The 25,247-nt window shown below is 67.7% G+C and carries 23 protein-coding genes and 1 tRNA gene; 3 read left to right on the top strand and 21 right to left on the bottom strand.

From position 1 onward, the window contains the following. Positions 1 to 88 precede the first annotated feature (88 nt). The 4 genes from LJE61_RS08800 to LJE61_RS08785 all read right to left on the bottom strand — a co-directional run bounded on the left by LJE61_RS08800 (position 89) and on the right by LJE61_RS08785 (position 4,684). Positions 89 to 1,795 carry a lipase family protein gene (locus tag LJE61_RS08800; RefSeq protein WP_296918139.1) on the bottom strand — a complete coding sequence of 569 codons (1,707 nt, stop codon included), beginning with the start codon at positions 1,793 to 1,795 and terminating at the stop codon, positions 89 to 91. Beyond that, complete coding sequence (locus LJE61_RS08795) at positions 1,792 to 1,986, bottom strand: hypothetical protein (protein WP_296911608.1); 195 nt, start codon at positions 1,984 to 1,986, stop codon at positions 1,792 to 1,794. The genes LJE61_RS08800 and LJE61_RS08795 overlap by 4 nt, the downstream gene beginning before the upstream one ends. A gap of 481 nt (positions 1,987 to 2,467) precedes the next feature. Next, positions 2,468 to 2,544, bottom strand: a tRNA-Arg gene (locus tag LJE61_RS08790). 133 nt (positions 2,545 to 2,677) lie between these two features. Then, positions 2,678 to 4,684 carry a UvrD-helicase domain-containing protein gene (locus LJE61_RS08785; RefSeq protein WP_296911610.1) on the bottom strand — a complete coding sequence of 669 codons (2,007 nt, stop codon included), beginning with the start codon at positions 4,682 to 4,684 and terminating at the stop codon, positions 2,678 to 2,680. 326 nt (positions 4,685 to 5,010) lie between these two features. Between LJE61_RS08785 and LJE61_RS08780 the strand changes: the two genes are divergently transcribed. The 3 genes from LJE61_RS08780 to LJE61_RS08770 all read left to right on the top strand — a co-directional run bounded on the left by LJE61_RS08780 (position 5,011) and on the right by LJE61_RS08770 (position 7,398). Continuing rightward, a complete protein-coding gene (locus LJE61_RS08780; RefSeq protein ID WP_296911612.1) occupies positions 5,011 to 5,355 on the top strand; it encodes a DUF2782 domain-containing protein in 345 nt (114 codons plus the stop codon). Positions 5,356 to 5,429: 74 nt separating this feature from the next. After that, a complete protein-coding gene (locus LJE61_RS08775) occupies positions 5,430 to 6,020 on the top strand; it encodes a TRAP transporter small permease subunit (RefSeq protein WP_296911614.1) in 591 nt (196 codons plus the stop codon). Beyond that, a complete protein-coding gene (locus LJE61_RS08770; protein ID WP_296911616.1) occupies positions 6,013 to 7,398 on the top strand; it encodes a TRAP transporter large permease subunit in 1,386 nt (461 codons plus the stop codon). Before LJE61_RS08775 ends, LJE61_RS08770 begins: the two co-directional genes overlap by 8 nt. A gap of 221 nt (positions 7,399 to 7,619) precedes the next feature. On the opposite strand, the gene LJE61_RS08765 is transcribed toward LJE61_RS08770, so the two are convergent. From LJE61_RS08765 to LJE61_RS08685, 17 genes are all read right to left on the bottom strand, one after another. Continuing rightward, the gene (locus tag LJE61_RS08765; RefSeq protein WP_296918137.1) at positions 7,620 to 7,976 is read right to left on the bottom strand and encodes a PilZ domain-containing protein; all 357 of its coding nucleotides are present in this window, start codon (positions 7,974 to 7,976) and stop codon (positions 7,620 to 7,622) included. 117 nt (positions 7,977 to 8,093) lie between these two features. Then, complete coding sequence (locus tag LJE61_RS08760) at positions 8,094 to 8,798, bottom strand: glycosyltransferase (protein WP_296918135.1); 705 nt, start codon at positions 8,796 to 8,798, stop codon at positions 8,094 to 8,096. A 450-nt stretch (positions 8,799 to 9,248) separates the two neighbouring features. Continuing rightward, the gene (polA, locus tag LJE61_RS08755) at positions 9,249 to 11,957 is read right to left on the bottom strand and encodes a DNA polymerase I (RefSeq protein ID WP_296918133.1); all 2,709 of its coding nucleotides are present in this window, start codon (positions 11,955 to 11,957) and stop codon (positions 9,249 to 9,251) included. Between the two features lie 154 nt (positions 11,958 to 12,111). Continuing rightward, on the bottom strand, positions 12,112 to 12,660 hold the full coding sequence (locus LJE61_RS08750; protein WP_296918131.1) for an HD domain-containing protein: 549 nt from the start codon (positions 12,658 to 12,660) through the stop codon (positions 12,112 to 12,114). 268 nt (positions 12,661 to 12,928) lie between these two features. Beyond that, the gene (locus LJE61_RS08745; protein WP_296918129.1) at positions 12,929 to 14,116 is read right to left on the bottom strand and encodes a DUF3322 domain-containing protein; all 1,188 of its coding nucleotides are present in this window, start codon (positions 14,114 to 14,116) and stop codon (positions 12,929 to 12,931) included. After that, positions 14,113 to 17,499: an ATP-binding protein gene (locus LJE61_RS08740; RefSeq protein WP_296918127.1), complete on the bottom strand. Its 3,387-nt coding sequence runs from the start codon at positions 17,497 to 17,499 to the stop codon at positions 14,113 to 14,115. Before LJE61_RS08740 ends, LJE61_RS08745 begins: the two co-directional genes overlap by 4 nt. Before the next feature lie 190 nt (positions 17,500 to 17,689). Then, positions 17,690 to 18,355 carry a DUF4194 domain-containing protein gene (locus tag LJE61_RS08735; RefSeq protein ID WP_296918126.1) on the bottom strand — a complete coding sequence of 222 codons (666 nt, stop codon included), beginning with the start codon at positions 18,353 to 18,355 and terminating at the stop codon, positions 17,690 to 17,692. Positions 18,356 to 18,362: 7 nt separating this feature from the next. Continuing rightward, positions 18,363 to 19,811, bottom strand: a complete 1,449-nt coding sequence (locus tag LJE61_RS08730) for a DUF3375 domain-containing protein (protein ID WP_296918124.1) — start codon at positions 19,809 to 19,811, stop codon at positions 18,363 to 18,365. Between the two features lie 84 nt (positions 19,812 to 19,895). Beyond that, on the bottom strand, positions 19,896 to 20,789 hold the full coding sequence (locus LJE61_RS08725; protein WP_296918121.1) for a F0F1 ATP synthase subunit gamma: 894 nt from the start codon (positions 20,787 to 20,789) through the stop codon (positions 19,896 to 19,898). Positions 20,790 to 20,793: 4 nt separating this feature from the next. Further along, complete coding sequence (locus LJE61_RS08720) at positions 20,794 to 22,317, bottom strand: alternate F1F0 ATPase, F1 subunit alpha (RefSeq protein WP_296918119.1); 1,524 nt, start codon at positions 22,315 to 22,317, stop codon at positions 20,794 to 20,796. Positions 22,318 to 22,321: 4 nt separating this feature from the next. Continuing rightward, positions 22,322 to 23,089, bottom strand: coding sequence for a F0F1 ATP synthase subunit B family protein (locus LJE61_RS08715; protein ID WP_296918117.1), 768 nt, complete (start codon positions 23,087 to 23,089; stop codon positions 22,322 to 22,324). A 3-nt stretch (positions 23,090 to 23,092) separates the two neighbouring features. After that, positions 23,093 to 23,371 carry a F0F1 ATP synthase subunit C gene (locus tag LJE61_RS08710; protein WP_296914630.1) on the bottom strand — a complete coding sequence of 93 codons (279 nt, stop codon included), beginning with the start codon at positions 23,369 to 23,371 and terminating at the stop codon, positions 23,093 to 23,095. A gap of 10 nt (positions 23,372 to 23,381) precedes the next feature. Next, complete coding sequence (locus LJE61_RS08705) at positions 23,382 to 24,095, bottom strand: F0F1 ATP synthase subunit A (protein ID WP_296918115.1); 714 nt, start codon at positions 24,093 to 24,095, stop codon at positions 23,382 to 23,384. Continuing rightward, positions 24,092 to 24,388 (bottom strand): ATP synthase subunit I, encoded by a 297-nt coding sequence (locus LJE61_RS08700; RefSeq protein WP_296914635.1) that lies wholly within the window; start codon positions 24,386 to 24,388, stop codon positions 24,092 to 24,094. Before LJE61_RS08700 ends, LJE61_RS08705 begins: the two co-directional genes overlap by 4 nt. Further along, positions 24,385 to 24,615 (bottom strand): hypothetical protein, encoded by a 231-nt coding sequence (locus LJE61_RS08695; RefSeq protein ID WP_296918113.1) that lies wholly within the window; start codon positions 24,613 to 24,615, stop codon positions 24,385 to 24,387. The genes LJE61_RS08700 and LJE61_RS08695 overlap by 4 nt, the downstream gene beginning before the upstream one ends. Further along, positions 24,608 to 24,922, bottom strand: a complete 315-nt coding sequence (locus LJE61_RS08690; RefSeq protein WP_296918111.1) for an AtpZ/AtpI family protein — start codon at positions 24,920 to 24,922, stop codon at positions 24,608 to 24,610. The genes LJE61_RS08695 and LJE61_RS08690 overlap by 8 nt, the downstream gene beginning before the upstream one ends. Beyond that, positions 24,915 to 25,247 (bottom strand): F0F1 ATP synthase subunit epsilon (locus tag LJE61_RS08685; protein ID WP_296918109.1); only part of this gene is annotated, 333 nt, incomplete at its 5' end. The genes LJE61_RS08690 and LJE61_RS08685, both read right to left, overlap by 8 nt.

Below are 25,247 nucleotides of genomic sequence, written 5' to 3'. Positions count from 1 at the left end.
CGGTTGTGGACGCCGGTTGCTCCACAACGTCGTGGACGGCAGAGAGCAGCAACGACCGGGGCGTTGCGGCGTTCTCGGTTTGGCGCGATCAGGGGGCTTGGCTCGTCGCGGTGCGCAGGACGACGCGCGAGTCTGCGGCTGCGCCGTTGGCACCGCGCGGTTGCGCGACATCCGTCAGGATGATCCGCTTGAGCTCGGCGACCGCCTGAGGATGATCGAAGCCGCCGTGGCCGGTGGGCACGACCAGCTCGGACGCGGCGCTTGGCAGCCGAGCGCTTGCCACCGGCACCACGCCGTCGGAGCCGGAGCTGCCGTCGCCGCGGCCGCGGTTACCCAGGATGGAGTGCACCGGCACCGTCGGTGTCGTGGCGTCCAGCGCCCGCAGGAAGCGTGAGCGCGGCGAGAGTCCATGGATACTGGTGGGAATCCGCCGGCTTTCGAGTCCGGCGAGCTGATCCCGTGCGTGCTCCGCCTGATTCAGCAGGCTGTCCGGGAGCCGGATGAGGCGGATTGCCAGGGCACCGGCGCTGTTGGCGGCGAGGCGGCTGCCACCGTGGGGCGTGAAGAGGAACACCGCGCGCGAGACGTCCGTGCGTGGCTCGAAGATCAGTGCCCGCCGAACGCGGTTGTACTCCGACAGCGCGCCGACACCGGGCAGGATGGCTTCCGCTTGTGCCGGACCGATGCGCGAGACCTGCGCGCGGGACAGGATGCCGCCCATGCTGTGACCGATCAGGATCATCGGCCGATCCAGCCCGGTGCGCGCGACGGCATCGTCGAGCGCTTCGCGCAGTTGCAGCGCCGACAGCGGCACAGGCTGGCCGGTGGGGTAGTAGAAGAACCACAGCTGGCAGCAGTCGCGAATGCGCGGATCCGCCATCAGCTGCGTCACCAGCGGCTCCCAAACACCGGGCGTGGACAGCAGGCCGTGCACCAACACCAAGGGCGTCCTGTCCGGATCGAAGGGTTGCAGGAAGACGATCCGCGGCTGACCTGTGAAGCGCCCGGGTCGCAGCAGGTTGGCCAGGGCGGCGGTTGGGCGCAGGCCGGTGGCTCTGGTGGCGGCAACCGGTGCGTGCAGGTCCATGGCGACCGGCAGTGTGCCGGATGCCGTCGGCACCTGCTCGGCGGCCGTTGGGTCGACGAGCGCGGCCTCGCAGCAGCCGCTCGGAGCAACTGGGGTTGTCGTTGTGCTGTGCTGCCGCGCCTCCGGTTGCGGGGGGAGCGCCATTGAGCCTGTCGGCTTGCGCGTGGTGCGGGGTTGCACCACCAGCGTCACCGGCAGGTGATAGCCGGCCCGTGGTGCGTTCGGGTCGAGCGGGGCCGGCAACCTTGCCACCAGGGGCAGGCCCACCCCGGCGCGCCTGAGTCCCGACGGCCCGGTCCGCGTGCGTGTGACGGGCGTGATATCGCGCAGCTCGCCAGGGTCGCGGAGCGCCGCTGCCTCCTCTATGCCGGCCGCCGGCCGGGGCGGGGTGGCCTCGTCCAGCAGCGCAGGCAGATGGCTCGCGAGTATCCGTCGGTGCCGGGCTTCGCTGCGCGCCAACGCCTGCGGTTGCCCCCGGTCCCGGGCCAGCCCGTCGATGGACTCCGTTAGGGCCGGGCCCAGCTTGGCCGTGGCGGCGCCCCCGCCTGTGTGTGGCCGCAGTGGCAAGGCGGATTGGCAGCCAGCCAGCGCGAGGGCCAGCAGGCTCAGCAACAACATGGCGGCCGGCGGGTTGTTGCCGCGCTGACCGGCAGATGGCAAGAGAGCTGCATCGGGTTGGCCTGCGGCCATGATTTTTGCTGGATTCATCGGTCCGCGGCTGCGCCGCCCGCGACGACCTGGGCCCAGCTTGCCAGCAGGAAGGCCCCGGCATTGGCCGCTGCGACCGGCGCGGCGGCGGATCCGACCGGCAGCAGGCTCCAGCTGCGGCAGGACAGCGTGATCAAGACGCCGAGCCCGGCCAGGATACCGATCAATCCAATCAAATCAGTCGACATCATCCCCATGCGCTGCGATGCAAGTGCGCCGGTGATCGCTTGATCTGCTCAGGCGCCTGAATCCCGCCGCTGACACGATAGCGACATCATGCCCTGCGCTAAAAGGGTAGGGGGGGCCGAAGACGTCTTGAATGCGCATTTTTCGCTCTTCATTGCACAGAATAAAGAGGTGCCTCTCGTCGCTCGCAGCGCCTGATCCCCGACATCGTCGCCGGCCGCGGCTGCCGGCGTGAGGTGGCTGGCGGCTTGAGAAGGGGCACCCGTTCCCCTGCAATGGAACCTGGAAATCCTTCTCTTGGCCGGCGCCGATGAGCGCCGGCTCGCGGACCGGATCGAGGTCAGCAAGGATCCGCCGGCCGTCGAGGTGAAGGTGCCGGGCTGGCCGACCTCTGTCGCTTCGGCGGTCGGCGAGTGCAGGATTTTCCACCCACGGAGGTCGCATCGGCGGGAGCGAAGGCAATCGGGTGTGGCTCGATTGGTGATATGGCGCGCCCGACAGGACTTGAACCTGTGACCCCAGCCTTCGGAGGGCTGTACTCTATCCAACTGAGCTACGGGCGCTGAGAGGGTGCCTGCCTGCAGGGCGGCGTCTGATTGGAGCGGGGCACGATGACCGAGCTATGCTCCAGGGCCGCCAGCATACTGCGATCCGGCGCGGGCGTCCACGGCTGCTCCTCGCGCGGCCTTGGCGGGCTCAGCCGAGATCGAGCATGTCCTTGAGGGTGTGCAGGTGACTGAAGCCGCGTGCCCTGCGGTCCTCGGGTCGCCCTTCGCGGGCATCGTCCCAGTCCAACTGGTCCTTGGGCAGCTCGGTCAGGAAGCGACTCGGCTCGCTGGTGATCCACTCCCCGTAACGCTTGCGGCGGCGCGTGAGTGTGAAGGTGAGGGTGCGTTGGGCGCGGGTGATGCCCACGTAGGCGAGTCGGCGCTCCTCGTCGATGCCGTCTTCCTCGATGCTGGTGCGGTGCGGGAGCAGCTCCTCCTCCATGCCGACCAGGAAGACATGCGGGAACTCCAGGCCCTTGGCGGCATGCAGGGTCATGAGACTGACCCGGTCGCCGCTCTCGGCCTCGTCCTGCCGCTCCAGGACATCCATGAGCGTGAGATGGGCCGCCATCTCGGCGAGGGTCTTTTCCTGGAGCTCGCCCTTGTGCAGGGCGCCGAGCCAATGCAACAGGTCGGTGACGTTGGCATAGCGGCGATCCGCCACCGCCTGGCTGGAGGCGTTCTCGCGCAGCCAGGAGGCGTAGTCGATGGCATCGACCAGTGCCCGCACGGCCCCGACCGGGTCGGAGTCGCCGCGACGGGCGTGCTCGGCGACGAGTGTGGTGAACGCGAGGAGCCGCTCGCGCTGTCGCTCGCTCACGCGCGCGCCGAGACCCAGCTCGCCGCAGGCGCCGAGGAGGTGGATCCCGCGCTCCCGGGCATAGCCGGCGAGACGCTCCAGGGTGGTCGGCCCGATCTCGCGCCGCGGGGTGTTGACGATGCGCAGGAAGGCGGCATCGTCCTGCGGGTTGGCGAGCAGGCGCAGATAGGCCATCAGGTCCTTCACCTCGGTGCGGGCGAAGAAGGAGGTGCCACCACTCAGGACGTAGGGGATGTTGTGCTCGCGCAGGGCCTTCTCGAAGGGACGTGCCTGATGGTTGCCGCGATAGAGGATGGCGATTTCGCCGAAGGCGACCCCGTCCGCCAGCTTCAGGTGCAGGATCTCGGAGATGACCCGCTCGGCCTCGTGGCCCTCGTCCTTGCAGTGCAGAACGCGCGGGGGATCGCCGGGACCGTGCTGGCTCCAGAGCCGTTTCTCGAAGACGTGCGGGTTGCCGGCAATCAGTGCGTTGGCGAGTTTCAGGATACGGGCGCTGGAGCGATAGTTCTGCTCCAGCACGATGACCTTCAGGTGCGGGTAGTCGGCCTTCAGCCGGTCGAGGTTCTCGGGTCGCGCACCGCGCCAGGCATAGATGGACTGGTCGTCGTCGCCGACCACGGTGAAGGCGCCCCGCGGACCTGTGAGCTGACGGACCAGCTCGTACTGTGCGCCATTGGTGTCCTGGTACTCGTCGACGAGGAGGTAGCGGATCCGGTTCTGCCAGGTCTCGCGCAGGTCAGGGTGGTCGCTGAACAGGCGCACCGGACCAACGATGAGGTCGTCGAAGTCGACCGCATTGTAGGCATGGAGGCTGCGTTCGTAGTCCGCGTAGAGACCGGCGAGCCGGTCCTCGAAGTCGTCCTGCGCGCTGCCTCGGACCCGCTGGGGGTTGATGAGGTCGTTCTTCCAGCGCGAGATGCGCTGTTGGACCACGGCAGGGCTGAAGGCGTCTCCGGCCTTGATGCGCCCCAGGTGCTCCTTGATCAGCGTCTCGGCGTCCTGGGCATCGAGCAAGGTGAACCCTGGACGCAACCCGGCGCTCTGCGCGTGTCGGCGCAGGATGTCGAGGCCCAGGCGGTGGAAGGTGGAGATGGTCAGGCCGCGGGTCTCGATGCCCTTGACCTGGCGCCCGACCCGCTCGTGCATCTCACGCGCGGCCTTGTTGGTGAAGGTCAGGGCGCAGATCCGGCGCGCCGGGATGCCGGCGTGAGCGATCAGGTGGGCGATCTTGCGCGTGATCACCCGCGTCTTGCCGGAGCCGGCACCGGCCAGCACCAGCAGCGGACCCGCACTGTAGCGCACGGCCTCGAGTTGTCGGGGGTTGAGTCCGGTCATCCGGGATCCTGAGGAGATGCCGACTGATCCCATCCTTGGGACCAACCGGCTCGGAACCGAAACCTGGCGAGCTCACGATGCGCCGGTTGCAACGACCTGCGGTCGCTGCAACCGGTGGGGCATCGCTGCCGCGCACGGGAAACGCGTTGAATCCGCATTGCCCTGCGCTCTCGCCGCGCGCCGGGGCGTCGCGGACCTGCCGCCGCTGCCGGCCGGTTAAGATAACCCAATGCCGTGCGCGGAGCGTACCTCTGGAAGCAGCAATCGAGGGGCGTTCGTACTACCATGCACATCATGACAGTCGCTGGTGAGAGGATCGCCTCGTGATGAGAACAGTCCCGCTGATGATCGCCCTGATGCCCTTTGTCGGGATGGCCTATGCCCAAGCGGAGTCACCTGCCGCAGGCAGCAGCTCGATCGAGGCGCCCACCGTGGTTCCCTCGCCGATCACCGGTGAGCCGGTCGAGCCCGAGATCACCATCATCGAGTCGGGTGACGAGGTGATCTACGAATACCGGGTCCGGGGGTTGCTCTACATGGTCAGGGTCCAGCCCCAATTCGGGCCGCCGTACTATCTCTACGACACCAATGGGGACGGAATCCTGGACATGCAGGAGAACACGGCGGACAACGTCTCGATTCCCCAATGGGTCCTGTTCCGCTGGAACTGATGCCGAGGGGCGGCTCACGCCGGGGGAGTCGGGGCGATGCTTAGCGGTGCCCGGTCGGACGATGTGCAGGGTCGGTGGCTGCCGTGACCGGCCGGGACGATCCGCAGGCGTCTCGGCGCGCCCGGCTGCTCACCCTCGCCGACGGGATCGACGCGGTCATGCGCGGGATCGGTGAGTGGATTGCCTGGCTCGCGCTTGCCATGGTGCTCGTGACCTTTGCCGTGGTCCTGCTGCGCTATGCCTTCGATCTGGGCTCCATCTCCCTGCAGGAATCCGTGACCTACATGCACGCCGTGCTCTTCATGCTCGGCATCGCCTACACGCTGGGGCGCAACGGCCATGTCCGGGTGGACATCTTCTATGAGCGTCTGTCGCGGCGTGGACGTGCCTGGGTCGACCTGATCGGGACCCTCGTGCTCCTGTTCCCGGTGTGCGTCTTGATCCTCTGGCTCGGTTGGGATTATGTCGCCGAGTCCTGGCGCGTCCAGGAGGCCTCGCGCGAGGCCGGCGGCATTCCGGCGGTGTATCTGCTCAAGACCCTGATCCTGATCATGCCGGTCCTGCTCATGGCCCAGGGCCTCGCGCAGGCGCTGCGCAACGGGCTCTTCCTGGCCGGGGTGGAGGAGGCGCTCCCGGGCTCGGAGGCGGACAGCGGACATGCATGAGTGGATGCCGCTTCTGCTGTTCGCAGGGGTTGTGCTGACACTGCTCGTCGGCTACCCGGTGGCCCTGTCGCTCGGCGGCACGGCGCTTGTTTTCGCGCTCGTCGGCGAGGTGTTCGGGCTGTTCGAGCCGGCCTTCCTGGAGGCGCTGCCCAACCGCCTCTACGGGGTCATGATCAACGAGACCCTGATCGCGGTCCCGCTCTTTGTGTTCATGGGGGTGATGCTCGAGCGATCGCGGGTCGCCGAGAGCCTGCTCGACACCATGGCCATGCTGTTCGGGCCGCTCCGGGGCGGGCTTGGGATCTCGGTGACCCTGGTCGGGATGCTGCTGGCAGCGAGCACGGGGATCGTCGGTGCCACCGTCGTGACCATGGGCCTGCTGTCGCTGCCGATCATGCTGCGCCGCAATTACTCGCCCAGTCTCTCGGCCGGGACCATCTGCGCCTCCGGGACGCTGGGTCAGATCATCCCCCCTTCGATCGTGCTGGTGCTGCTTGGCGACGTGCTGTCTTCGGCCTATCAGCAGGCGCAGCTGGACAGCGGTGTCTGGTCGCCCGAGACGGTCTCGGTCGGGGATCTCTTCGTGGGCGCCCTGGTGCCGGGTCTGATGCTGGTTGCCTTCTATATCCTCTACCTGGTCGGCGTCGCCGTGTTTCGTCCTGAGGCGGTCCCGGCGATCCCCCGCGAGGAGCGGCCGGTCGATGGGGCCGCGCTCCTCTGGCGGGTCATCTCGGTCCTGGTGCCCCCGCTGTTCCTGGTGGTCGCGGTCCTGGGATCGATCCTCGGCGGGCTCGCGACGCCCACGGAGGCCGCCTCGGTGGGTGCGGTGGGTGCGCTGCTCCTGGCGGCGGCTCGCCGCCAGCTCAGCCTCGAGACGCTCAGGCAGGTGGTGCGTCAGACCACCGTGATCACCAGTATGGTGTTTCTGATCTTCATCGGTGCGGCGGTGTTCTCGCTGGTCTTTCGCGGGTTCGGCGGCGATGCGATGGTCACCGATTTCCTGACCGCCCTGCCGGGCGGGGTGGTGGGGGCCGTGGCGCTCGTGATGCTCGTGATGTTCTTGCTCGGGTTCATCCTGGATTTCATCGAGATCACCTTCGTGGTGGTCCCGATCGTCGGTCCGGTGCTGCTCTCGATGGGGCTCGATCCCGTCTGGCTCGGGGTGATGATCGCCATCAATCTCCAGACCTCCTTTCTGACGCCTCCCTTTGGCTTCTCGCTCTTCTATCTGCGGGGCGTGGCTCCGCCCGCGGTCAGGACCAGCCATATCTACAAGGGTGTGGCGCCGTTCATCCTGATCCAGCTGCTCGTCCTTGCCCTGCTTGCGCTCTGGCCCGCGCTGGCGACCTGGTTGCCGGGTATCCTGTATGCGTCCTGATGCCCCGGGTCCCGAGCGCCGGGCACCACCGGGCAGATGCGACGAGACACTGGCGCCGCGGCCGCAGGCACCCCTGGTCAGCTGTGTCGGGTTGGCGGTCATCCGAGGTGCAACGCCTGACGTGACCTCCGATGTCCGGAGAGGCTGCGCATCGTTCCTGCGAAGCGGACCTGCATCCTCGGGGCGCGCCCGATCGGCCGGATCTGCGGTGGGTCCACCGGTCAACGCTGGTTGAGCCCCCGGCCTTTCGCGCCGGCGGCTCGGGGGGGCGGCTGCAGACCGGCCTCGGTCTGTGTCAGACCTCGGTAGAGCGCGGGCTGGGGGTCCCGGAACATCACCCCGATGCCTGATCCTCGATGGTGGACCACAAGCGCGGGGATCAGCCAGTCCCGACCCAATGCCTGGAGCTCGAGCTCGATCAGGGTGCCTGTCGGCAGGGTCAGGTTCTGGACCTCCAGGAACATGCCGTCGTTGGACAGATTACGTGCGCGGGCGCAGAAGAAGCGACGGTTGCGATAGCGGATGTGCACCCTGAGGTCGATCGGGTGCCGGGCGCAATAGCGGAGCTCAACGGTCATCGGTCGATCTCTCCCGGACTGTGTCGTCCGGGGGATGGTAGGGCCGCGACTTGACCGATTGGTGCAGGGCCGATGACCGAACGATGAAATTTCCGGCTATCGCGGCCGTGCGTTCGGTCAGCCGTCGCGATGCTGCCAGTAACCCCAGTCGTAGGTCCGGTACTTCTGTGGCATCAGGTTGGTGTAGAGCAGGATGCAGCGGCTGATCGAGTGCAGGGTCTTGCGCAGCCGGCCACGCTCGATCCGTCGATGGTCGGTCGCGTAGACCGCCAGGTCCTTGCGGAACGCGACCCGACACCCGGCTCGCCGGAGACGCCAGACGATCTCCGAATCCTCGTTGCAGCTCAGTCTCAGGTCGAATCCGCCCACGCGCTCGAGCGCGTCGCGCCGGATCAACAGATTGGAGCCCGATGCAGCGGGAATCCCGCAGGCATGGCTGAGCGCCTGAGCCATGGCGATGCGGCGATAGTACGCCCGGAAGCGACCCTCGGAGAGCTTCGGCCCGTAGTAGACGGCGTGACCCGAGAGGTTCCCGAGACGCTCGAAATACCCGCGGGGAAAGATCACGTCGGCATCGCTGAACAGCAGCCATTGCGTGCGCGCAGCGCTCGCACCACGCTGTCTTGCCTCGGTCACGGATCCGGGCTCGCGCAGGACGAGTGTGTGCTCGGGCCGCAGCGTCTCGATCAGATCCGGCGTCTCGTCCCGGCTCGCATCCACCACCACGAGCGGCATCGGCGACGGAACGGACTCCAGGAAGGCGCCGATGTTGTGCGCCTCGTCGCGGGTCGGGAGAACCAGGGTGATGTCTGACAGCAGCATGTCGAGGTCCTCCCATTTCACGGGTCGCAATGCACGCCGTTCGGATTTTAAGGCAGGGTCATGTCGGTCTCATGACACAGCAGGATCGTGACAGGCCGCGGCAAATGGCCAGCGCCGTCGGGCCAGCATCTGATCCGAGCGAGGATCGGTCTGGCGGTCCCGGCAGCCCGGGATGGAGCCCGCGCCCCATCCCCGGGGCGGGCTTGCGAAGGCCTGTCAGGGCCAGGTCCGCAGTGTCAAGAAAAACCCCGAAGCCCTGGGGAGGGGCTTCGGGGTAATCGCTTCCCCGGCTTGGAGAGACCGGGATTTGGGGTGCCTTCAGGGGGGATAGACACCCCGTTGCGCTCAACCAATCCGACCGGCGGCCCGCGGGAAAGTTCCGGCCGCCTTCCGCACCGCCGCGACGGCCAGCCCTGGGTGTCGCAATCGCCGGGCGCGGGGCGTAACGGGTCAATGCGCCTCGTCCCAGTTCTCACCGATGCCGATGTCGACGACGAGCGGGACGGCCAGATCGGCGGCGCTTTCCATCGCCGAGCGGATGTGCCGGCTGGCCGACTCCACGACGTCGGCGGCGACCTCGAACACCAGCTCGTCGTGGACCTGCATGATCATGCGCACGGGCGGCCGCTCCGACTGGATCCAGCCATCCGACGCGATCATCGCGCGCTTGATGATGTCGGCCGCCGTGCCTTGCATCGGGGCGTTGATGGCGGTCCGCTCGGCGGCGGCGCGCCGGCCCTGGTTGCTGTGGCCGATCTCGGTGAGATAGAGCCGACGTCCGAACAGGGTCTCGACATAGCGGTCCTCGCGTGCCCTGGCGCGGGTCCGCTCCATGAAGGCCCTGACCCCCGGATAGCGCTGGAAATAGCGATCCACGTAGTCCTGTGCCGCGCCCCGCTCGATCCCGAGCTGACGGGCCAGCCCGAAGGCGGACATGCCGTAGATCAGACCGAAGTTGATGGCCTTGGCCGAGCGGCGCTGCTCGCTGGTGACCGCCTCGGGCGAGGACCCGAGGATCTCCGCGGCGGTCGCACGATGGATGTCGAGTCCGCTGGCGAAGGCCGCGAGCAGCCGCTCATCACCGGAGAGATGGGCCATGATCCGCAGCTCGATCTGGGAGTAATCCGCGGCCAGCAGGCGGTTTCCCGGCTCGGCGACGAACGCCCGGCGGATACGCCGGCCCTCCTCCGTGCGGATCGGGATGTTCTGCAGGTTCGGGTCGCTCGAAGAGAGCCGGCCGGTGGCGGCCACCGCCTGATGGTAGGAGGTGTGGACGCGCCCGGTCTCCGGGTTGACCATCTGAGGGAGCTTGTCCGTGTAGGTGGATCTGAGCTTCGAGAGACTGCGGTGCTGCAGGATCAGGTCCGGGAGGGCGTGACCGTCGGCGGCAAGCTGCTCGAGGACCGACTCCGAGGTGGAGGGCGCGCCGGTGGGCGTCTTGGCGACCACCGGCAGGCCGAGCTCCTCGAAGAAGATGGTCCCGATCTGCTTGGGCGAGCCCATGTTGAAGCGCCGCCCGGCCGCCTCGTAGGCCCGGGTCTCGATCTCCTGGATCCGCTGGGCCAGCTCCTGACTCTGCTCGGCGAGGAGCTGGGGCTCGATCCGCACGCCATGCCGCTCCATCCGCGAGAGGACGGGGATCAGGGGCACCTCGATGCCCTGGTAGAGCCTGGCCATGCCCGGTGTCGCCTCGAGCCGCGGCCAGAGCGCCCGATGCAGCCGCAGGGTGACATCGGCGTCTTCTGCGGCATAGTGGCCGGCCTGCTCCAGGGGGATCTGATCGAAGGTGAGCTGCTTCGCGCCTTTCCCGGCGATGTCCTCGAAGTGGACCGTATCCTGGTCCAGGTATTTCTTCGCCAGCGAGTCCATGTCGTGCCGGGTCGCGGTGCTGTCGAGGACATAGCTCTCGAGCATGGTGTCGTGCGCGATTCCGCGCAGCTCGATGTCGTAGCGGGCCAGGACACTCATGTCGTACTTGAGGTTCTGGCCGACCTTGGGGTGGCTCGGGTCCTCCAGCAAGGGCCGCATGCGCGCGAGCACCGCCTGGCGGTCGAGCTGATCCGGCGCGCCCGGGTAGGTATGGGCGACCGGCACATAGGCGGCCTGTTCGGGCTCCAGGGAAAACGAGAGGCCCACCAGCTCCGCGCGCATGTAATCGAGATCGGTGGTCTCGGTGTCGAAGGCGAAGAGGTCCGCGGTCTCGAGTCGGGCCATCCAGGCCTCGAAGGCGTCCTGTGTGAGGACGACCTCGTAGCCGGGATGGGCCTTCGGCGGCACCTCGGCTGTCCCTGCGTCGCCTCCGTCGGTCTCCTTCAGGGTCGCCAGCAGCCGGCGCGACTCGAAACGCTCGTACCAGCCGCGCAGGGTCTGGCGATCGGGCGGGCTCGGGCGGAGATCCGTGGGCCCAAGGTCGAGCGCCACGTCGCGCTTGATGGTGGTGAGCTCGCGCGACAAGGGCAGCTGGTCGAGCACGGCGCGCAGATTCTCACCCACCTTGCCCGTGATCTTGTCGGCATTGGCGATCACCCCGTCCAGGTCACCGTAGTCGGCGATCCATTTCGCCGCCGTCTTCGGCCCGCATTTGGCGACGCCCGGGATGTTGTCGACGCTGTCCCCCATGAGGCTCAGATAGTCGACGATCCGCTCCGGCGGCACGCCGAACTTCTCCTCCACGCCAGCCGGATCCAGGAGGCGGTCGGTCATGGTGTTGACCAGGGTGACCTGGTCGCTCACCAGCTGCGCCATGTCCTTGTCGCCGGTCGAGACCAGGGTCGGGATGCCTTGAGCGGCGGCGCGGGTCGCGAGGGTGCCGATGACATCGTCGGCCTCGACATCCGGGATCACCAGGAGCGGCAGACCCATGGCCCGGATCACCTCCTGCAGCGGTTGGATTTGCTCGCGCAGGTCCTCGGCCATCGCCGGCCGGTTGGCCTTGTACTCAGGATAGATGTGGTCGCGAAAGGTCTTGCCGGGGGCGTCGAAGACGACGCCGATGTAGTCCGGCTGATGCTCGTCGATCAGCTTGCGCAGCATGCTGAGCACGCCCATCAGAGCACCGGTCGCCTCGCCCTTGGAGTTGGTCAGCTTGGGAAGTGCGTGATAGGCGCGGAACAGATAGCCGGAGGCGTCGACCAGGATCAAGGGGAATCGTTTCGCCATGGGGTGCTCGTCGGGGAACCTGATTCGGGGTCGTCGGTGAACGGTAGCACAGCCACGCCGCTCGGGACCCCCCCGGCGGATCCCGCGGGACAGGCCCGGCCCGCAGGGCACGCGGCGGCAACCGCGTTGCGCCGGGCCGCGACCGATCCGCCCCTCAGCCGAGCTCGTCGCGGCGAGCGAGCAGCCCGTCGAAGACGGCCTCCAGTCCCGGGTGAGTGCCTCTGAGGCCAGCCACCACCTGGTCCGACCAGTCGAGATAGGCACGCTTGCGCTCGCTCGACCAATCGGCGGGCGGCGAGCTCAGGAGATCCCTGAGATTGCAGATCTTGTCGGCCAGCTTCACCAGCCTGGCCTCCCGCGAGCTGTGGGGCGCGCGCTCGATCTGGCGCTGTTTGCGGACCTGTTTCTCCAGCGACTTGTCGTCCGTCACCTCCAGCACGATCGAGGCGACGTGACGACCGAAGTGGCGCTCCAGCTCGGCCGGCGTCGTCTGCGTGTCTTCGATGGTGTCATGCAGAATCGCGGCACAGAGCACGCTGGGATCCGCGATGCCGCCTTCGTTGGCCAGGACATCGGCGAGCGCGATCGGGTGATTGATGTAGGGCGAGGCCTCCGCGTCCTTCCGGCGCTGATTGCGATGCTTGGCCGCGGCGAAGGCGGCCGCCTTGATGATCTGTGCGGCGACGCCGGTCGGGTTCTCCATGGGTCCTGTGCCTCTCGTCGACCCGGACATGGCAGGAACACGGAAGCCTTGGATCCGGCGCCTGTTTCCATGTCAGATGAAGCCGTCAACTGCCGTATATTAGGCCAATGGTTCGGGGGCAGGTTAACGCGTGACAGCGACGCCGGCATGCGCCGAACCGGTCGCGGCTGTCCACCGCTGTCCTCAGTGCGGCGACGCAGCGGCGCGCCCTGCCTTGCAATCAGACCATGACCCCGGGGTGTGACTGCATCGGCGAACCGTGGCCTCGTCAGCGACTGCGCCCGATGACGCGACCGAGCGCGGTCCGTACCCACTGAAACCCGACCCGCTCCTGCTCCAGACGCAGACCGGGCCGGATGCGGTTGTCGCGCAGGTCGTCGAACAAGGCGCGTTCCGGGGCGGTGAGTCTCGGCAGCTCATGGACGATCTGGTCGGGCTCCTCGCCCCAGAGCGCCTCGTGGGACATCAGGGTGGGACGGTCCATCAGGAAGGAGGCGGCCCGGTCGAGGTGGACGCGGAGCTGGTCGAGGATGGCGAATCCGTGGGTATCGATGTCGCCCCAGTAGTGAATGGAGCATCGCGCGAGCCACTCGGCCCGCGCCAGCGCCTCCCATCCATAGCCGGCACCGAAGACGACGATCGCGTCCGGCGCGTGCGGAAACGCCAGGAAGTTGGTCTCGTTCTCGGTGATGAAGACGCGTCGGACCGGGATCTCCAGTCGGGCGAAGCTCTCGGCATCCAGGGTCATGTCGGGTTGCGTCGGGCCGGGTAGCAGCGGCACGCGCGCGTCGAGCACGCGCAGGCGAAGGTGGGTGGGCTTCTCGCGAAAGCCGTAACGCCCGGCGAAGCGGGTGACGCCGACGCGTTCGGCGTCGACGGCCGTCGGCGGCAGGGCCAGGTCGAGCAGCTCGCAGAGCACCCCGCGATGGGCCTCGATGAACTTGCTGTGGATGCCCGGAATGTCGACCTGTCGCAGATAGATGCCCGGACGCGGGTGGCGGACCACCCAGTCGACCACCGCGAGCAGGCGGTCCCAGTCTGCGGCGAGCTCAATGGCCTGCAGGGGTCGTTTCCCGAGCCAGTGGAGCAGGGTCGGCTGCCGCGAGCGCGTCAGCGCCAGGATCTCGGCGAACCGTGCCGCGTCGCCGCGCTTGCCGATCAGCGCGAGTGCGCCCTCGAGGCTGTCCACCCAGACGGACTGGGGCAGGCGCTGGGCCCCCAGAACCCGATGCTTGACCTCGCGCCATTCGATGCGGGTGTGGGGGACGGCGACCAGGTCCGCCACCCAGGCGCGCACCGCCTCGAACCGATCGGCCAGCTCGGAGGAGCCCGGTCCTTTCAGTCTCAGGCGCAGCGGGAAGCCGGTCTCGTCGGTGAGCATCGCACGGAGCAGCTCGCCGCGCTCCCAGCGTCGGCGCAGCTGCGCCCTCAGGTCGCCCGCATTCGTCCAGCTCATGCCGCCAGCTCGGCCTTGCGCGCCCGGTACTCCTCGATCGTGAGATTGCGCAGCTTGGAGTCGCGGCCCCCCTCGTTGTGCACGAACCCGACGCCGGCGACGAAGGGCTCGATGATATGGATCTTCTGCAGCGGTGTGACGATCAGCAGCTGCAGATTGAGCTGCTGGAAGAGCCTCAGGCCGTATTGCGCCGACTCGTCCGAGCCCCGGCCGAAGGCCTCGTCGATGACCACGAAGCGGAAGGAGCGCGAGCGCACCGCACCCCATTCCAGCCCGAACTGATAGGCGAGGCTCGCGGCCAGAATGGTGTAGGCGAGCTTTTCCTTCTGACCGCCGGACTTGCCACCCGAGTCCGAGTAGTGCTCATGCTCGGTTCCGTCCGCACGCCAGCGCTCGCTGGCGGCGAACAGAAACCAGTTACGCACGTCGGTCACCTTGGCCGTCCACCGCCGGTCGGCGTCCGACTGTCCCTCGCGGCCCCGAAAGCGCTCGATGATGGCCTTCACCTGCAGGAACTTCGCCTCCGAGTACTGGGTCTCCTCGGAGCCGGTCAGCGAGCCCTCGGTGCAGGCCCGCAGCTCGGACTGGAAGTCGCGGATCTCCGCATCCGGACTGATCTGGGACTCCAGCGCGATATAGCGCCCCGGGTTGTAGTCGATCTGGGTGAGCGAGTCGTTGATGCGTCCGATGCGCTCCTTGATCGTCTCGCGCTCGCGTGCCAGCTGGGCGTTGAAGTTGGCGATCTCGTTGATGGTATTGACGTTCAACAGCTCTTTGAAGCGGGCCTCGAAGCGCGGCAGGTCGTCCCGGCCCAGCTGATCGAGCTGGCCGCGGTACTCGTAGGCCGCGTCAAGGCTGGCGTCGAGCTCCTGCGTCTCCAGCTTGAACGCCTCCTTGTAGGCCATCATCGCCTGGATGATCTTGTCGCGCAGGCTCTTGATCTTCTTGTCTTCCTGATCGATACGGGTCTGCAGCCAGGCGCGGACGTCCTGCTCGCGGTTGTCACAGGACTCCACCGTCAGCTGATGCTCGCCGAGTGCTTCGGCGCGCATCGCGTCCAGCCGCTCGACCAGCTCAGGGCCGCTTGCCCCCGGCCCCTGCGTGCGCGTCTGCTCGATGAGATCACGGGTTTGCTGCCGCAGGGTCTCGGCATCCTGCCTGCGCTGCTCGAGCTTGGACCGCTTGTCCTTGGCGATTTCCAGATCGGCCTCGACGGCGGCGAGCGCCTGGCTGGCCTCGCTCAGCCGTTGATTGAGCTGCTTCAGGAGATCAGACGCGGTCTCCAGGCGTTCCCGCTCATCGACCAGCGCGGCGATCTCGGTGGCGACGACGGCCCAGTCCAGCTCGTCGAAGTCGACAAACTCGTCCAGACGGGTCAGGGTATCCAGGCGGTGCTCGAGCTCCTTGCGCTCCGACAGGATCTTCGCCGTGAGGTCGGCCAGTGCGCCCAGGCGCGCCTCGAGCTGACGGCGCTGCGCCTCCAGCGTGGCGATCTTCGCGGCGTTGCTCCAGCCCAGCACATAGCGGCTGCGGTCGTCGATGCGATGCCGGTCGTCCTTCTCGTGACGACCCGTCGGATCTTTGACCTGGCCGGCGCGGGTGATGGCGCGGGTCTCGCGCCGAAACTGCTCCTGCGTCGTGCAGCAGGCGACGTCGAAGCGATGTGCCAGCTCGCGTTCCAGCCAGTCGTAGAACGGCGAGTCCGGTTTGATGGAGAGCTTTCTGACCAGCGAGTCGCGGTGCAGGTCGGGTGCGTCCCCGCGTCGGCGCGGACGCACATGGAAATAGACCAGACGGCCGCCGAGATGGCTGCGGTCCACCCACGCGGCCACGTCCCTGTAGTGGGTGTCTGGCACCAACAGGGACAGGCCGAACCCGCGCATCAGGCGCTCGGCCGCGCCCTCCCAGTCGCGCTCCTCATCGCGCACCTGCAGCAGCTCGCCCGCGAAGGGCATCGCGTCCTCATCGAGCCCCAAGGCGTCGCACAGCGCCGCGCGCATCCGGATCTGCTGGCTGTCGATATTGCTGCGTCGGCGTTTCAGGCTGTCGATCTCGGTCCGCAGTGTCTCGTGCTCCTGCTTGCCTTGGCGCAGACTGACACCCTGCTCGGTCAGCTCGTTTTGCAGATCGGCATCGCGGGCGCGCAATCCCTCCCGGACGTCCTTGAGCCGACGGCGCTGCTCGAGGAAGGCGGGTTCGTCCGTCGCGGCCAGCTCGTCGACGTTGGCCGCCAGGTTGGCATAGCGCTGGGCCTTCGCCCGACGCGCATCCCGCAGCGCCTCCTGCTTCCTGATCTCGGCGGCCAGACGCTCCAGTCGGTCGCCGCCGTTCTCGGCCACCGCGCGCTTGAGCTCGTCGACCTGGATGCGTTGATCCTCCCGGCGTCCGTCCAGGCGTCTCGCCTGGGCGTCGAGACGCTCCCAGTCGGCGTTCAGCTGGACGAGACGCTTGTCGAGCAGGGACAGCTTCAAGCCGGCGAAGTAGGCGCGCAGTCCGTCCCGGCAGCGTCTGAGGTCCTCGACCTCCCGGGCCAGGTGGCCATGCCGCTCGCAGTCGGCCACCAAGGGCGTGAGCATCTCGACCTGGCGCTTCGCCTTGAGCACGGCCTCGTGTGCACGGTTGAGGTCGTCGAAGTGCGTGATCAGGGCGCCGATGCGGGGCGCGACATCGAAGGGCTCCAGCATGTGGCTGCGGACGAAATCGGTGAGATTGCCGACCGATTTCATCGAGACCGTCTGATGGAAGAGCTCGAGCGCCTGCTCGTTGTCGATGCCGAAGCGGCGCCGAAACCAGGCGCCGTATTTGGGAAAGCTGTCCTCGATCTCGGCCCCGAGGCGACGCAGCTGCTTGCGCAGTTGTGCGATGTCCGAGCCGAACCGGGCGAAGTCCGCCGCGATCGAGAGATCGCGCTCAGCGCCGACGAAGAAGCGCGCCGGCTGGCCCTGCGCCTCCTTGATCCAGAACACCTGCGCCAACGTGACGGTTTGATCGTAGCCGGCGTTGTGGAAGACGCCGAGGATCACCGAGTAGCTGTTGTGATCGCGCAAGGAGACAGGTCTGGCGGTCCCCGTGACCTCATTGCGCTCGGACTTGTAATGCCCGAGCACGTAGGAGCGCAGCGTCCGCTCCCGGCTATCGGCGCCAGCGGCCTTGTTGTAGGCGATGCGTTGGGCAGGCACCAGGAGCGTGGTGATGGCATCGACCAGGGTCGACTTGCCAGAGCCGATATCGCCGGTCAGCAGGCCGTTCTTGCCGTCGAGCTGCAGGGTCCAGACACGGGCGTCGAAGGTCCCCCAGTTGAAGACCTCCAGACGGGTCAGACGGAAGCCCGACAAACGGTCGTCGCCGACGAAGTCCAGGTCCAGGGTTTGCGGCTGATTCATGTGATCGGCGGCGTCCCCGCGAACGCGCGAGGGACGCGAGGCAAAAACGGGTGATTGTCACAGTTTTCTACCATCTGAACGCAACACCGTAAACCGAGCTCCGTTGCTGTCCGAATCGCCGGTGAGCACGGCGCTGGCCCGACGGCTTCGCGAACCCGGGCGTCGCGTCCGCCGCTGCGGCTGGCACACCTCATGCCGGCGCGTCGTCGGCATCGCCCGGCGCTGCCTCGGTCCCGGAGAGCTGGGCCTGATAGGCCGCCAGCCGGGTGTCGAAGTCCGCCAGCCACTGGGCATCGACAAAGGCCTTCAGGATGCGCCTCACCTCGTAGCTGGCCGGACCACTGGCCGCCTTCAGACGCCGCAGAAAACCCAGCTCGACGACCTTGTTGATGTGCGTCTCGATCTGGTCGATGAGCCTCGCCTCGTTGCTGCTCTGGGGGAGGAAGACCCTGACCAGCTCGACGATGTCATCCCGGGTCAGCACCAGCCGGGTATCGGACCCTCCGGCATCGAGCTCGGCGAGCTTCTTGCGCAGCAAGGCCAGCAAGAGGCTGACCGGGAAGGACAAGGGTCGACGTGCGACCAGGCGGGGCAGCTTGGGCGCGGCCTCGTCCTCGCCGGTGTCGGGACGGCCCTTGAGGAAGGCATAGCCCTCGGACTCATCCAGCATCAGCTCCAGGCCGAGCACCGCGACATAGTCGCGCACCCGCGGCTGGAGGGCGAGCAGCGCACCCCAGAGACGCTCGTCGCCGTCGCGGTACATCACCCCCTTGAGCAGGGTGATCACCAAGGTCGACAGATCCGCTCCCGCCGACGTCGCCGGGCCGTCCCGGGCCTGTCCTGGGTCGTCGTCCATCCCCGTCTCACCTCACATAGATGACGCGCGGCAGCCGGGCGGCCCTGCGGACGGTGACGCCGTCGGTCGCGGCCGCCTCCCAGCTGATCACCTCCTGGGTGTCCTCGTCCACCGTCGTCCTGAAGGCCTCGCTGCCCAGCTGGAGATAGGCGACCAGCTCTGCCAGACCCTGCTTCAAGGGTCGTCTGTCGGTCAGCTCCCGCAGGGTGACCTGCGAGCGGTCCTGCAAGGCCTGGCGGATGTGGCGGGCCAGCTGTGCGCGGTCGACCACCGCCTGGGAGTAGAGCGCCGCGGGGTCCAGGTCCTCCTCGCCTGCCTGCAGCGCCAGATCCGCGATCACCGGCTTCAGCGGCGGCCGGAAGAGCGGGCGCTCCATCGGCAGCTCGATCTCGGCGGAGGGCTGTGCGATCCGCATCACCTCGCCCGGGGGCTGTGTGTCACGCAGGGCCAGCGCCTTCGCCTCGATGCCGTGCAGGATATCCATGATCCGACGGTTCTCCAGCCAGGCCTGATCGTCAAGAAAGCGGCGCAGCTGCTGTGAGAGCTGGGCGACGGTGCGCTGGGTGTGCTCACCCGCCTCCAGCCAGTCGTAATGCACCCGGCGCGTGCGGGCATCCGGTCTCAAGTCCACGACGGGGGGCAGGGCGAGGACACGCTCGAGCAGCTCCGTCAATTCCTCCTGGCGGCGGCTGGACATGAGGAAGTCCCAGAAGGCTCGGAAGCTGCGACCCTGGTCGGAGTCGGCGATCGCGTCACGCTCGCCCATGATCTCTTCCAGCAGGGCGCCCTTGGCGCCTTCCCACAGCGCAATGCGCTCGCGCACCCGTCGATCCAGCAGGCGGAAGTTGTGCTCCACCTCGCGAAAGTCGGTCAACAGCTCGCGCGCCAGTTGCATGAACTGCTGGAAGCGGTCCTTGAGCGCGGTGTCGTCCAGCAGCGGCACGTCCCCTGCCAGCACCCGTGCGATCTCGGCATCGATCTCGTCGCGCCGCTTGCGCAGCTCCGCGATGCGCTTCTCGGGATCGGACTCGCTGCCCTCGCTCATCTGCTTGAGCAGCTCAAACAGGGTCAGAAGGCGCGACTCGGTGCCCACGAAGCTGCGCTCGGCGAGTGTGCCGAGCCAGGAGATGGCCTTCTCGGTCGCCGGCGTCAGGTCGAACTGAGGCTCGTCCGAGCCTTGGGCGTAGAATTTGCGGAGCCACCCCTTCTCGGGACTGGCCCACTCGTTGAGGTACTCCAGGGCCGGCCTCGGGAAGGCGCCTTCGCCCAAGCGCTCGCGCAGCCCGTAGAGCTCGTCCTCGAGCGCCTCGGCCAGATCCGCAGCCGCCATCACCCGCACGTTGGGGAGGACGAACACGCGGTGCAGAAAGCTCGCGGCCAGCGGCGCGTGGTCCGAGCGCAACAGCCGCCACGCCGGGTGATGCGTGCGCAGCGCATCGAGAGTACCGAAATCCATGATCGTGCGATCATGCCTCAAGACCGCAGCGCCTGCATCCCCATCGCAAGCGGGAGACGGGCGCCCAGGATGGAGCCGGACCGTTCAGCCGCCGCGGGTCGCGATGGCCTCGAATCCAGCCACCACGTCCAACAGCTCGGAGGTGATCGCGGTCTGGCGTGCGCGCCGAAATGCGCCGGTCACCTCCTCCAGCCGCTCGTCGAGATTGCGCTCGGCCGCCTGCATGGCGGAGAGGCGGCTGGTGTGCTCGCTCGCCTGCGACTCGGCACAGGCGCGGAAGACCGAGACGAACAGGTACTGGTGAATCAGCCGGCTGAGCAGCGCCCCACGATCCATGGTGAAGATCGGGAGCAGACGCGATGGCCAGCGTTCCTCCTGAAGGCGATGGAAGCGGTGGAGGTTGAGCGGGAGCAGCTCGATGCCGGTGGGCTGGTAGGTCCGACCGCCGCCAGAGTGGCGGTTGTAGAAGAGATAGACGTAATGAACCCGGGCCTCCTTGCGCCAATCGTCGATCGTCAGCAGGATGCGCTGCACCGTCGCCGTGATCTGGTCCGCCGAGCCGGGGACCAACAAATCTTGCGCGACCACCTCGCCGGCCTGCTCCAGGCTGGCGGCGACGCGGGCACCCACCGACAACAGCAGCCGATGTTGCGGATCGGCAGCGGCGGATGCCATCCGCTTTCGCGCGTACTCGGTGATGTCCTCGTTGAAGCGGCCGCAGAGTCCGTGATCCGAGCCGAAGACGATGGCGGCGAGGCGGCGCGGCTGATTCGCCGGTGCAGGCGGCGCGGGCGGCTCCGTGTCTTTCAGGACCACGTGCAACCCGCGTTCGACCGTGCGGTAGTAGAGGGCGAGCGCCGCGACGGCCTGCTCGTACTGCCGGATGCTCGTGGCCGACAGCGCCTTCATGGTTTTGACGATGGTGCGCAGCTGTTGGACGCTGTCGAGCTGCCTGTGCAGTTGCTCGAGCGACTCCACCGCCTTACTCCGGAGCCTGACCGTGCATCTCGGCCAGGGTCTTGCGCGCGACCTCGAGGACCTGCTCCCATTGCGGCGGGTCGAGCTCGCGGCCGGTTTCCATCCGCTCGCACAGATCGGGCAGCTCGGCGTGGACGCGCCGTCTCAGCGCCACCTCCGCGTCCGCGATCTGCTCCAGCGCCAGCGCGTCCAGCAGCCCGGCGTTGACGGCCTTGAGGACGACCATCTGATCGGAGGCCCGCAGCGGTTGGTGCTCCGGCTGCTTGAGCACCTCACGGACGCGGCGCCCGTGCTCGATCGTGGCGCGGGTATCCTCGTCCAGGCGGGTGGCAAAGCGGGCGAAGGTCTCCAGCTCCTCGAACTGCGAATAGGACAGGCGCAGATCACCGGCCACGCCTCGGAATGCCGGGTACTGGGTCTTCCCCCCGACGCGCGACACCGACTTGCCGACGTCGATCGCCGGCAGCAGGCCCTTGTGAAACAAGGTCGGAGACAGGTAGATCTGGCCGTCGGTGATCGAAATCAGGTTGGTCGGGATATAGGCGGAGATGTCCTGCGCCTGGGTCTCCACGATCGGCAGTGCCGTCAGCGATCCGCCGCCGCGCTCCTCACGCAGGTGGGTCGCCCGCTCCAGCAGGCGGGAGTGGATAAAGAAGATGTCGCCGGGATAGGCCTCGCGTCCCGGCGGGCGCCGCAACAACAGCGACAGCTCCCGATAGGCGCGGGCATGGCGGGTCAGATCGTCGTAGACGATCAGTGCGTCCCGGCCCTGCTCCATGAAGTATTCGGCCATGGTGGTGGCGGCATAGGGGGCCACGAAACGCAGGCCGGGCGGATCCTCGTCCGACGCCACCACCACGATCGTATTCGTCAGGGCATGGTGGGTGCGCAGTGTCTCGACGACCCGCGCCACCGCGGTGCCCCGCTGCCCGATCGCGCAATAGACGCAGACGACACCCTTGTCGCGCTGATTGATCAGGGTGTCCACGGCCACGGACGTCTTGCCTGTCTGGCGGTCGCCGAGGATGAGCTCCCGCTGGCCCCGGCCGACCGGGATCAGGGCGTCGATCGCCTTGATGCCGGTTTCCAGCGGCACGGTCACCGGGGACCGATCGATGATCGCGGGCGCGGGACGCTCCACCGGCCGGCGTTCGCTGTAGCTGAGGGGCTTGCCCTGGTCCAGGACCCGCCCGGTGGTGTCGATGACCCGGCCGAGGAGGCCGTCGCCGACCGGCGTGTCCGCCTCGCGTCCGGTCGCCGTGACCCCTGCCCCGGCGGCGAGCCGTTCGCTGTCGCCGAGCAGGATCACCCCGACCTCGTCCGGCTCGAGATTGACGGCGACCCCCAGCACGTCGCCTGGAAACCGCACCAGCTCCTCCGACTTGAGACTCGGCAGGCCCTTGATTCGGGCGATGCCACCGCCGACCTGGAGGATGGTCCCGGTCTCGCGCGGGCGAAACTCCGCGGCCGTCTGCTCGACGGCCTCCTGCAGGGTCGTCACGGCATCGTCGAGCAGCTCTTTCAGCAAGGCCTCAGTCCCCCGCCTGCTGCGATTCCCGCGGGCTGAATGCCGCTTCGATACGCGTCGCCAGGCCGTCCAAATAGTCCGCCAGGTTCCAGCTCAGCTGCTGCTCCTCACTGTCGAGCCGAATGCCGCAGAGCAGCTCCTCGGAGACCGCGTAGGTCACCTCGACGCCCTCGGCGATGCAGTCGTGGACCGCGCGGGTCAGGCGGGCACGCAGGCCCGAGTCGAGCTCGAAGGCGCTGGCGATCCGAATCTTGTCGGAGCCCCGCGCCAAGGCCTTGCGCTCGCCTGCGTCGAGTGCGTCGAGTCGTGCGACGAAGACCTCGACGATCTGCGCTTCGAGCGTGGCATTGGCCAGATCACTCAGGGTCTTGCGCGCGGTGGTCCAAACCGCCTCGGCGGCCCGGCCCCGCAGGTTCTCCAGGAGCTCGGCCCTCTCCTGCGCCGTCTGGCGGTGCCATTGCGCTCGGGTCTCCCGGACCTCGGCGCGTGCCGCCTGGAGCATCTGCTTCTTCTCGCGCGCGGCCTCGTCCCTCGCCTGGTCGAGGAGCCCGGTGCGTTGCCGCTCCAGCTCCTCGCGCTCTTCGCGGTAGTGGGCCGCCTGCCGGTCGGCCTCCTCCTGACTGGCGCGCGCGTCGTCGAGGCGCTGGTTGATGCGTTGCTCCCGGCTATCCATGGCGCGGATGACCGGCTGATACAAGAAACGCTTGAGCAACCAGACCAGGATCAGAAAATTGACGATCTGCGCGGAGACGGTGATCCAGTCCACCTGCATGGATCAGCCTCCGGAGGGCCCTGCGACATGGTCCCAGAAGGGGTTGGCGAAGATCAGGATCATCGCAACCACGAAACAGTAGATCGCCGTCGACTCGATCATCGCCAGCCCGACGAACAGGGTCCGCGTGATCGTGCCGGCCTCGTCCGGCTGCTGTGCGATGGCGCTGAGGGCCTGGGCCACGGCCCGGGCTTCACCGAGTGCCGGACCGATCGAGCCGATCGTGATGGTCAAGCCGGCGGTGACGATGGATGCCATGCCGATTGCAGAAATACCGTCCATGTCGCTCCCCTCATGAAGTCGATGCGGAGTCCCCCGACTTGGCGGGACGGGCGTCGCGCCGCCGGGCCGACGTGGCCGACGCAATGTACACCATTGCGAGCACCGCGAAGATGTAGGCCTGGATCATCCCGGTCAGCAGGCCCAACAGCTGCATGACGACCGGAAAGAAATAGGGGGTGAGGCTGAGCAGGATCGCCACGATGACGGTTCCGCTCATGATGTTTCCGTAGAGACGCACCGCCAGGGCGATCGTCCGGGAGATCTCACCGACGATGTTGAAGGGCAGCATGAGCCAGGTCGGCTGCACATAGTGCCGGAGATAGGCCACCGGACCCTCGTACAGAATCCCGTACAGAGGCACCGCGAAGAAGACGCAGATCGCCAATGCCGTCGTGGTCGATAGAGACCCCGTCGGCGCCATATAGCCGGGGATGATATTGAGTAGATTCGCCATCGCGATGAACAAGAACAAGGTCCCCACAAAGGGGAGATAGCGGCTCGGGTCTTGATGGCTGACCTGCTCGATCTGCTCGCGAATGCCAGTCACCACCACCTCGAGCAGATTCTGCCAGCGGGACATGTCCGTGCCGGTGGACAGGCGACGGGTGATCAGCCAGGAGGCGAGCGCCAGGACAGCCATGACCAGCCAGGTGAACACGATGGTCGCGTTCAACGGGAGCGGACCCCAGCGCCACAACACGAGGCTGTCCGGACTGATGGTCATGCATCCGACCCCTTGTGGATCCGGCGCCGCGCGACGAGCTGAACGGTCAAGATCCGGGACAGGGTGAAGCCGACGGCGGCACTGAGCACGTGCCGCCAATCGCCATAGCGCGCGAGCGGATAGAATACGACAAGGATCAGGCCGAAGCGCAGCAGCATGCCGCCGAGCATCCAGATCGCCGGTCGGTCCTGGCGCATCAGCCGGCCGACCGTCGTCCACAGGCTCCAGAAGTACACCAGGCCCAGCAGCACGCCGGCGATCAACGAGGCGGTCAGTTGCAGCCAGTCGTTCATTGGCCCGGGGCCTTCGGGGTCTGGTGCGGCGGTGGGGAGTCCCCGGCCCGGGCGAGTGTCCTGCGGGCGACAGCCGGGCCGATCGGCGCGGACCCCACGGCGCAACCGGGCACCGCCGCCAGGGGGGTGTCCCGGGTCTGTGCACAGCGCTGTCCGGCCGGCAGGCCGGCCAGGCATAGCCCGCCGAGGGTGATCAGGGTCTCAGCAACCGCCGCCGGGTCAGTCACGCCGGCTCTCCTGCCTGACCCAGTACCAGGCGTTGAGACAACCGAGCGCGACACCGATCAACAGGAACGTCAGGGTCCAAGAGGGGCGGCCAGGCCAGCGGGCATCCAGCCAGAGACCCAGGGCGATGCCGAGCAGGGTGGGTATGGCGACCGACCAGCCGACCAGGCCGAACATGCCGAGGCCGAACCAGGCGGTGCGCTGCGCGCGTTGGCGGGCGCGCAGCCTGCGCTCGGCCCTGCGGCCGACCGCTGTGCCAAGCTGCTCCGTCGGGCTGGTGGGCTCTCGAGGGGCTGGCGGCTCAGTCATGAAGCTTCTCCTGCAATTCGAGGAAACCCCTCAGCGTGCCCGCCTCGAGACGGGCCAGCGCGGTGCGCGCCTTCCGTTCGTGCTCTCCGAGCTCCAGAAAGCGCTCTTCCACAAGGGCTTTCAGCCGTCCAAGGTCAGTTCCTCTGACCCCATTGAGCGTGGACACGAACACGTCCTGCCCGCATTTCACCAGGATGCCCTCGTCGATGGCGGCGAAGGTCTCCGCGCCCGCCGGAGTGACGAACGTGAGCACGCCGGGCACCAGCGCGGCGACGAAATCGATATGGCGCGGCAGCAGGCAGAAGGACCCGTTCTCCGCCTCGGC

The organism is Thiocapsa sp., from assembly GCF_022340925.1.
Taxonomy (GTDB): Bacteria; Pseudomonadota; Gammaproteobacteria; order Chromatiales; family Chromatiaceae; genus Thiocapsa.
Note: the sequence above shows the minus strand (reverse complement) of the source record. Positions and strands in the feature narration are given on the sequence as shown.

What these genes read in the sequence shown, in the direction of transcription:
- LJE61_RS08780 (WP_296911612.1), top strand. Translation starts at nt 5,011, where the DNA reads ATGAGAACAGTCCCGCTGATGATCGCCCTGATGCCCTTTGTCGGGATG.
- LJE61_RS08700 (WP_296914635.1), bottom strand. Translation starts at nt 24,388, where the DNA reads ATGAACGACTGGCTGCAACTGACCGCCTCGTTGATCGCCGGCGTGCTG.
- LJE61_RS08770 (WP_296911616.1), top strand. Translation starts at nt 6,013, where the DNA reads ATGCATGAGTGGATGCCGCTTCTGCTGTTCGCAGGGGTTGTGCTGACA.
- LJE61_RS08730 (WP_296918124.1), bottom strand. Translation starts at nt 19,811, where the DNA reads ATGGATTTCGGTACTCTCGATGCGCTGCGCACGCATCACCCGGCGTGG.
- LJE61_RS08750 (WP_296918131.1), bottom strand. Translation starts at nt 12,660, where the DNA reads ATGGAGAACCCGACCGGCGTCGCCGCACAGATCATCAAGGCGGCCGCC.
- LJE61_RS08710 (WP_296914630.1), bottom strand. Translation starts at nt 23,371, where the DNA reads ATGGACGGTATTTCTGCAATCGGCATGGCATCCATCGTCACCGCCGGC.
- LJE61_RS08735 (WP_296918126.1), bottom strand. Translation starts at nt 18,355, where the DNA reads ATGGACGACGACCCAGGACAGGCCCGGGACGGCCCGGCGACGTCGGCG.
- LJE61_RS08765 (WP_296918137.1), bottom strand. Translation starts at nt 7,976, where the DNA reads ATGACCGTTGAGCTCCGCTATTGCGCCCGGCACCCGATCGACCTCAGG.
- LJE61_RS08745 (WP_296918129.1), bottom strand. Translation starts at nt 14,116, where the DNA reads ATGAGCTGGACGAATGCGGGCGACCTGAGGGCGCAGCTGCGCCGACGC.
- LJE61_RS08785 (WP_296911610.1), bottom strand. Translation starts at nt 4,684, where the DNA reads ATGACCGGACTCAACCCCCGACAACTCGAGGCCGTGCGCTACAGTGCG.
- LJE61_RS08715 (WP_296918117.1), bottom strand. Translation starts at nt 23,089, where the DNA reads ATGCAGGTGGACTGGATCACCGTCTCCGCGCAGATCGTCAATTTTCTG.
- LJE61_RS08690 (WP_296918111.1), bottom strand. Translation starts at nt 24,922, where the DNA reads ATGACTGAGCCGCCAGCCCCTCGAGAGCCCACCAGCCCGACGGAGCAG.
- LJE61_RS08705 (WP_296918115.1), bottom strand. Translation starts at nt 24,095, where the DNA reads ATGACCATCAGTCCGGACAGCCTCGTGTTGTGGCGCTGGGGTCCGCTC.
- LJE61_RS08795 (WP_296911608.1), bottom strand. Translation starts at nt 1,986, where the DNA reads ATGATGTCGACTGATTTGATTGGATTGATCGGTATCCTGGCCGGGCTC.
- LJE61_RS08800 (WP_296918139.1), bottom strand. Translation starts at nt 1,795, where the DNA reads ATGAATCCAGCAAAAATCATGGCCGCAGGCCAACCCGATGCAGCTCTC.
- polA (WP_296918133.1), bottom strand. Translation starts at nt 11,957, where the DNA reads ATGGCGAAACGATTCCCCTTGATCCTGGTCGACGCCTCCGGCTATCTG.
- LJE61_RS08760 (WP_296918135.1), bottom strand. Translation starts at nt 8,798, where the DNA reads ATGCTGCTGTCAGACATCACCCTGGTTCTCCCGACCCGCGACGAGGCG.
- LJE61_RS08740 (WP_296918127.1), bottom strand. Translation starts at nt 17,499, where the DNA reads ATGAATCAGCCGCAAACCCTGGACCTGGACTTCGTCGGCGACGACCGT.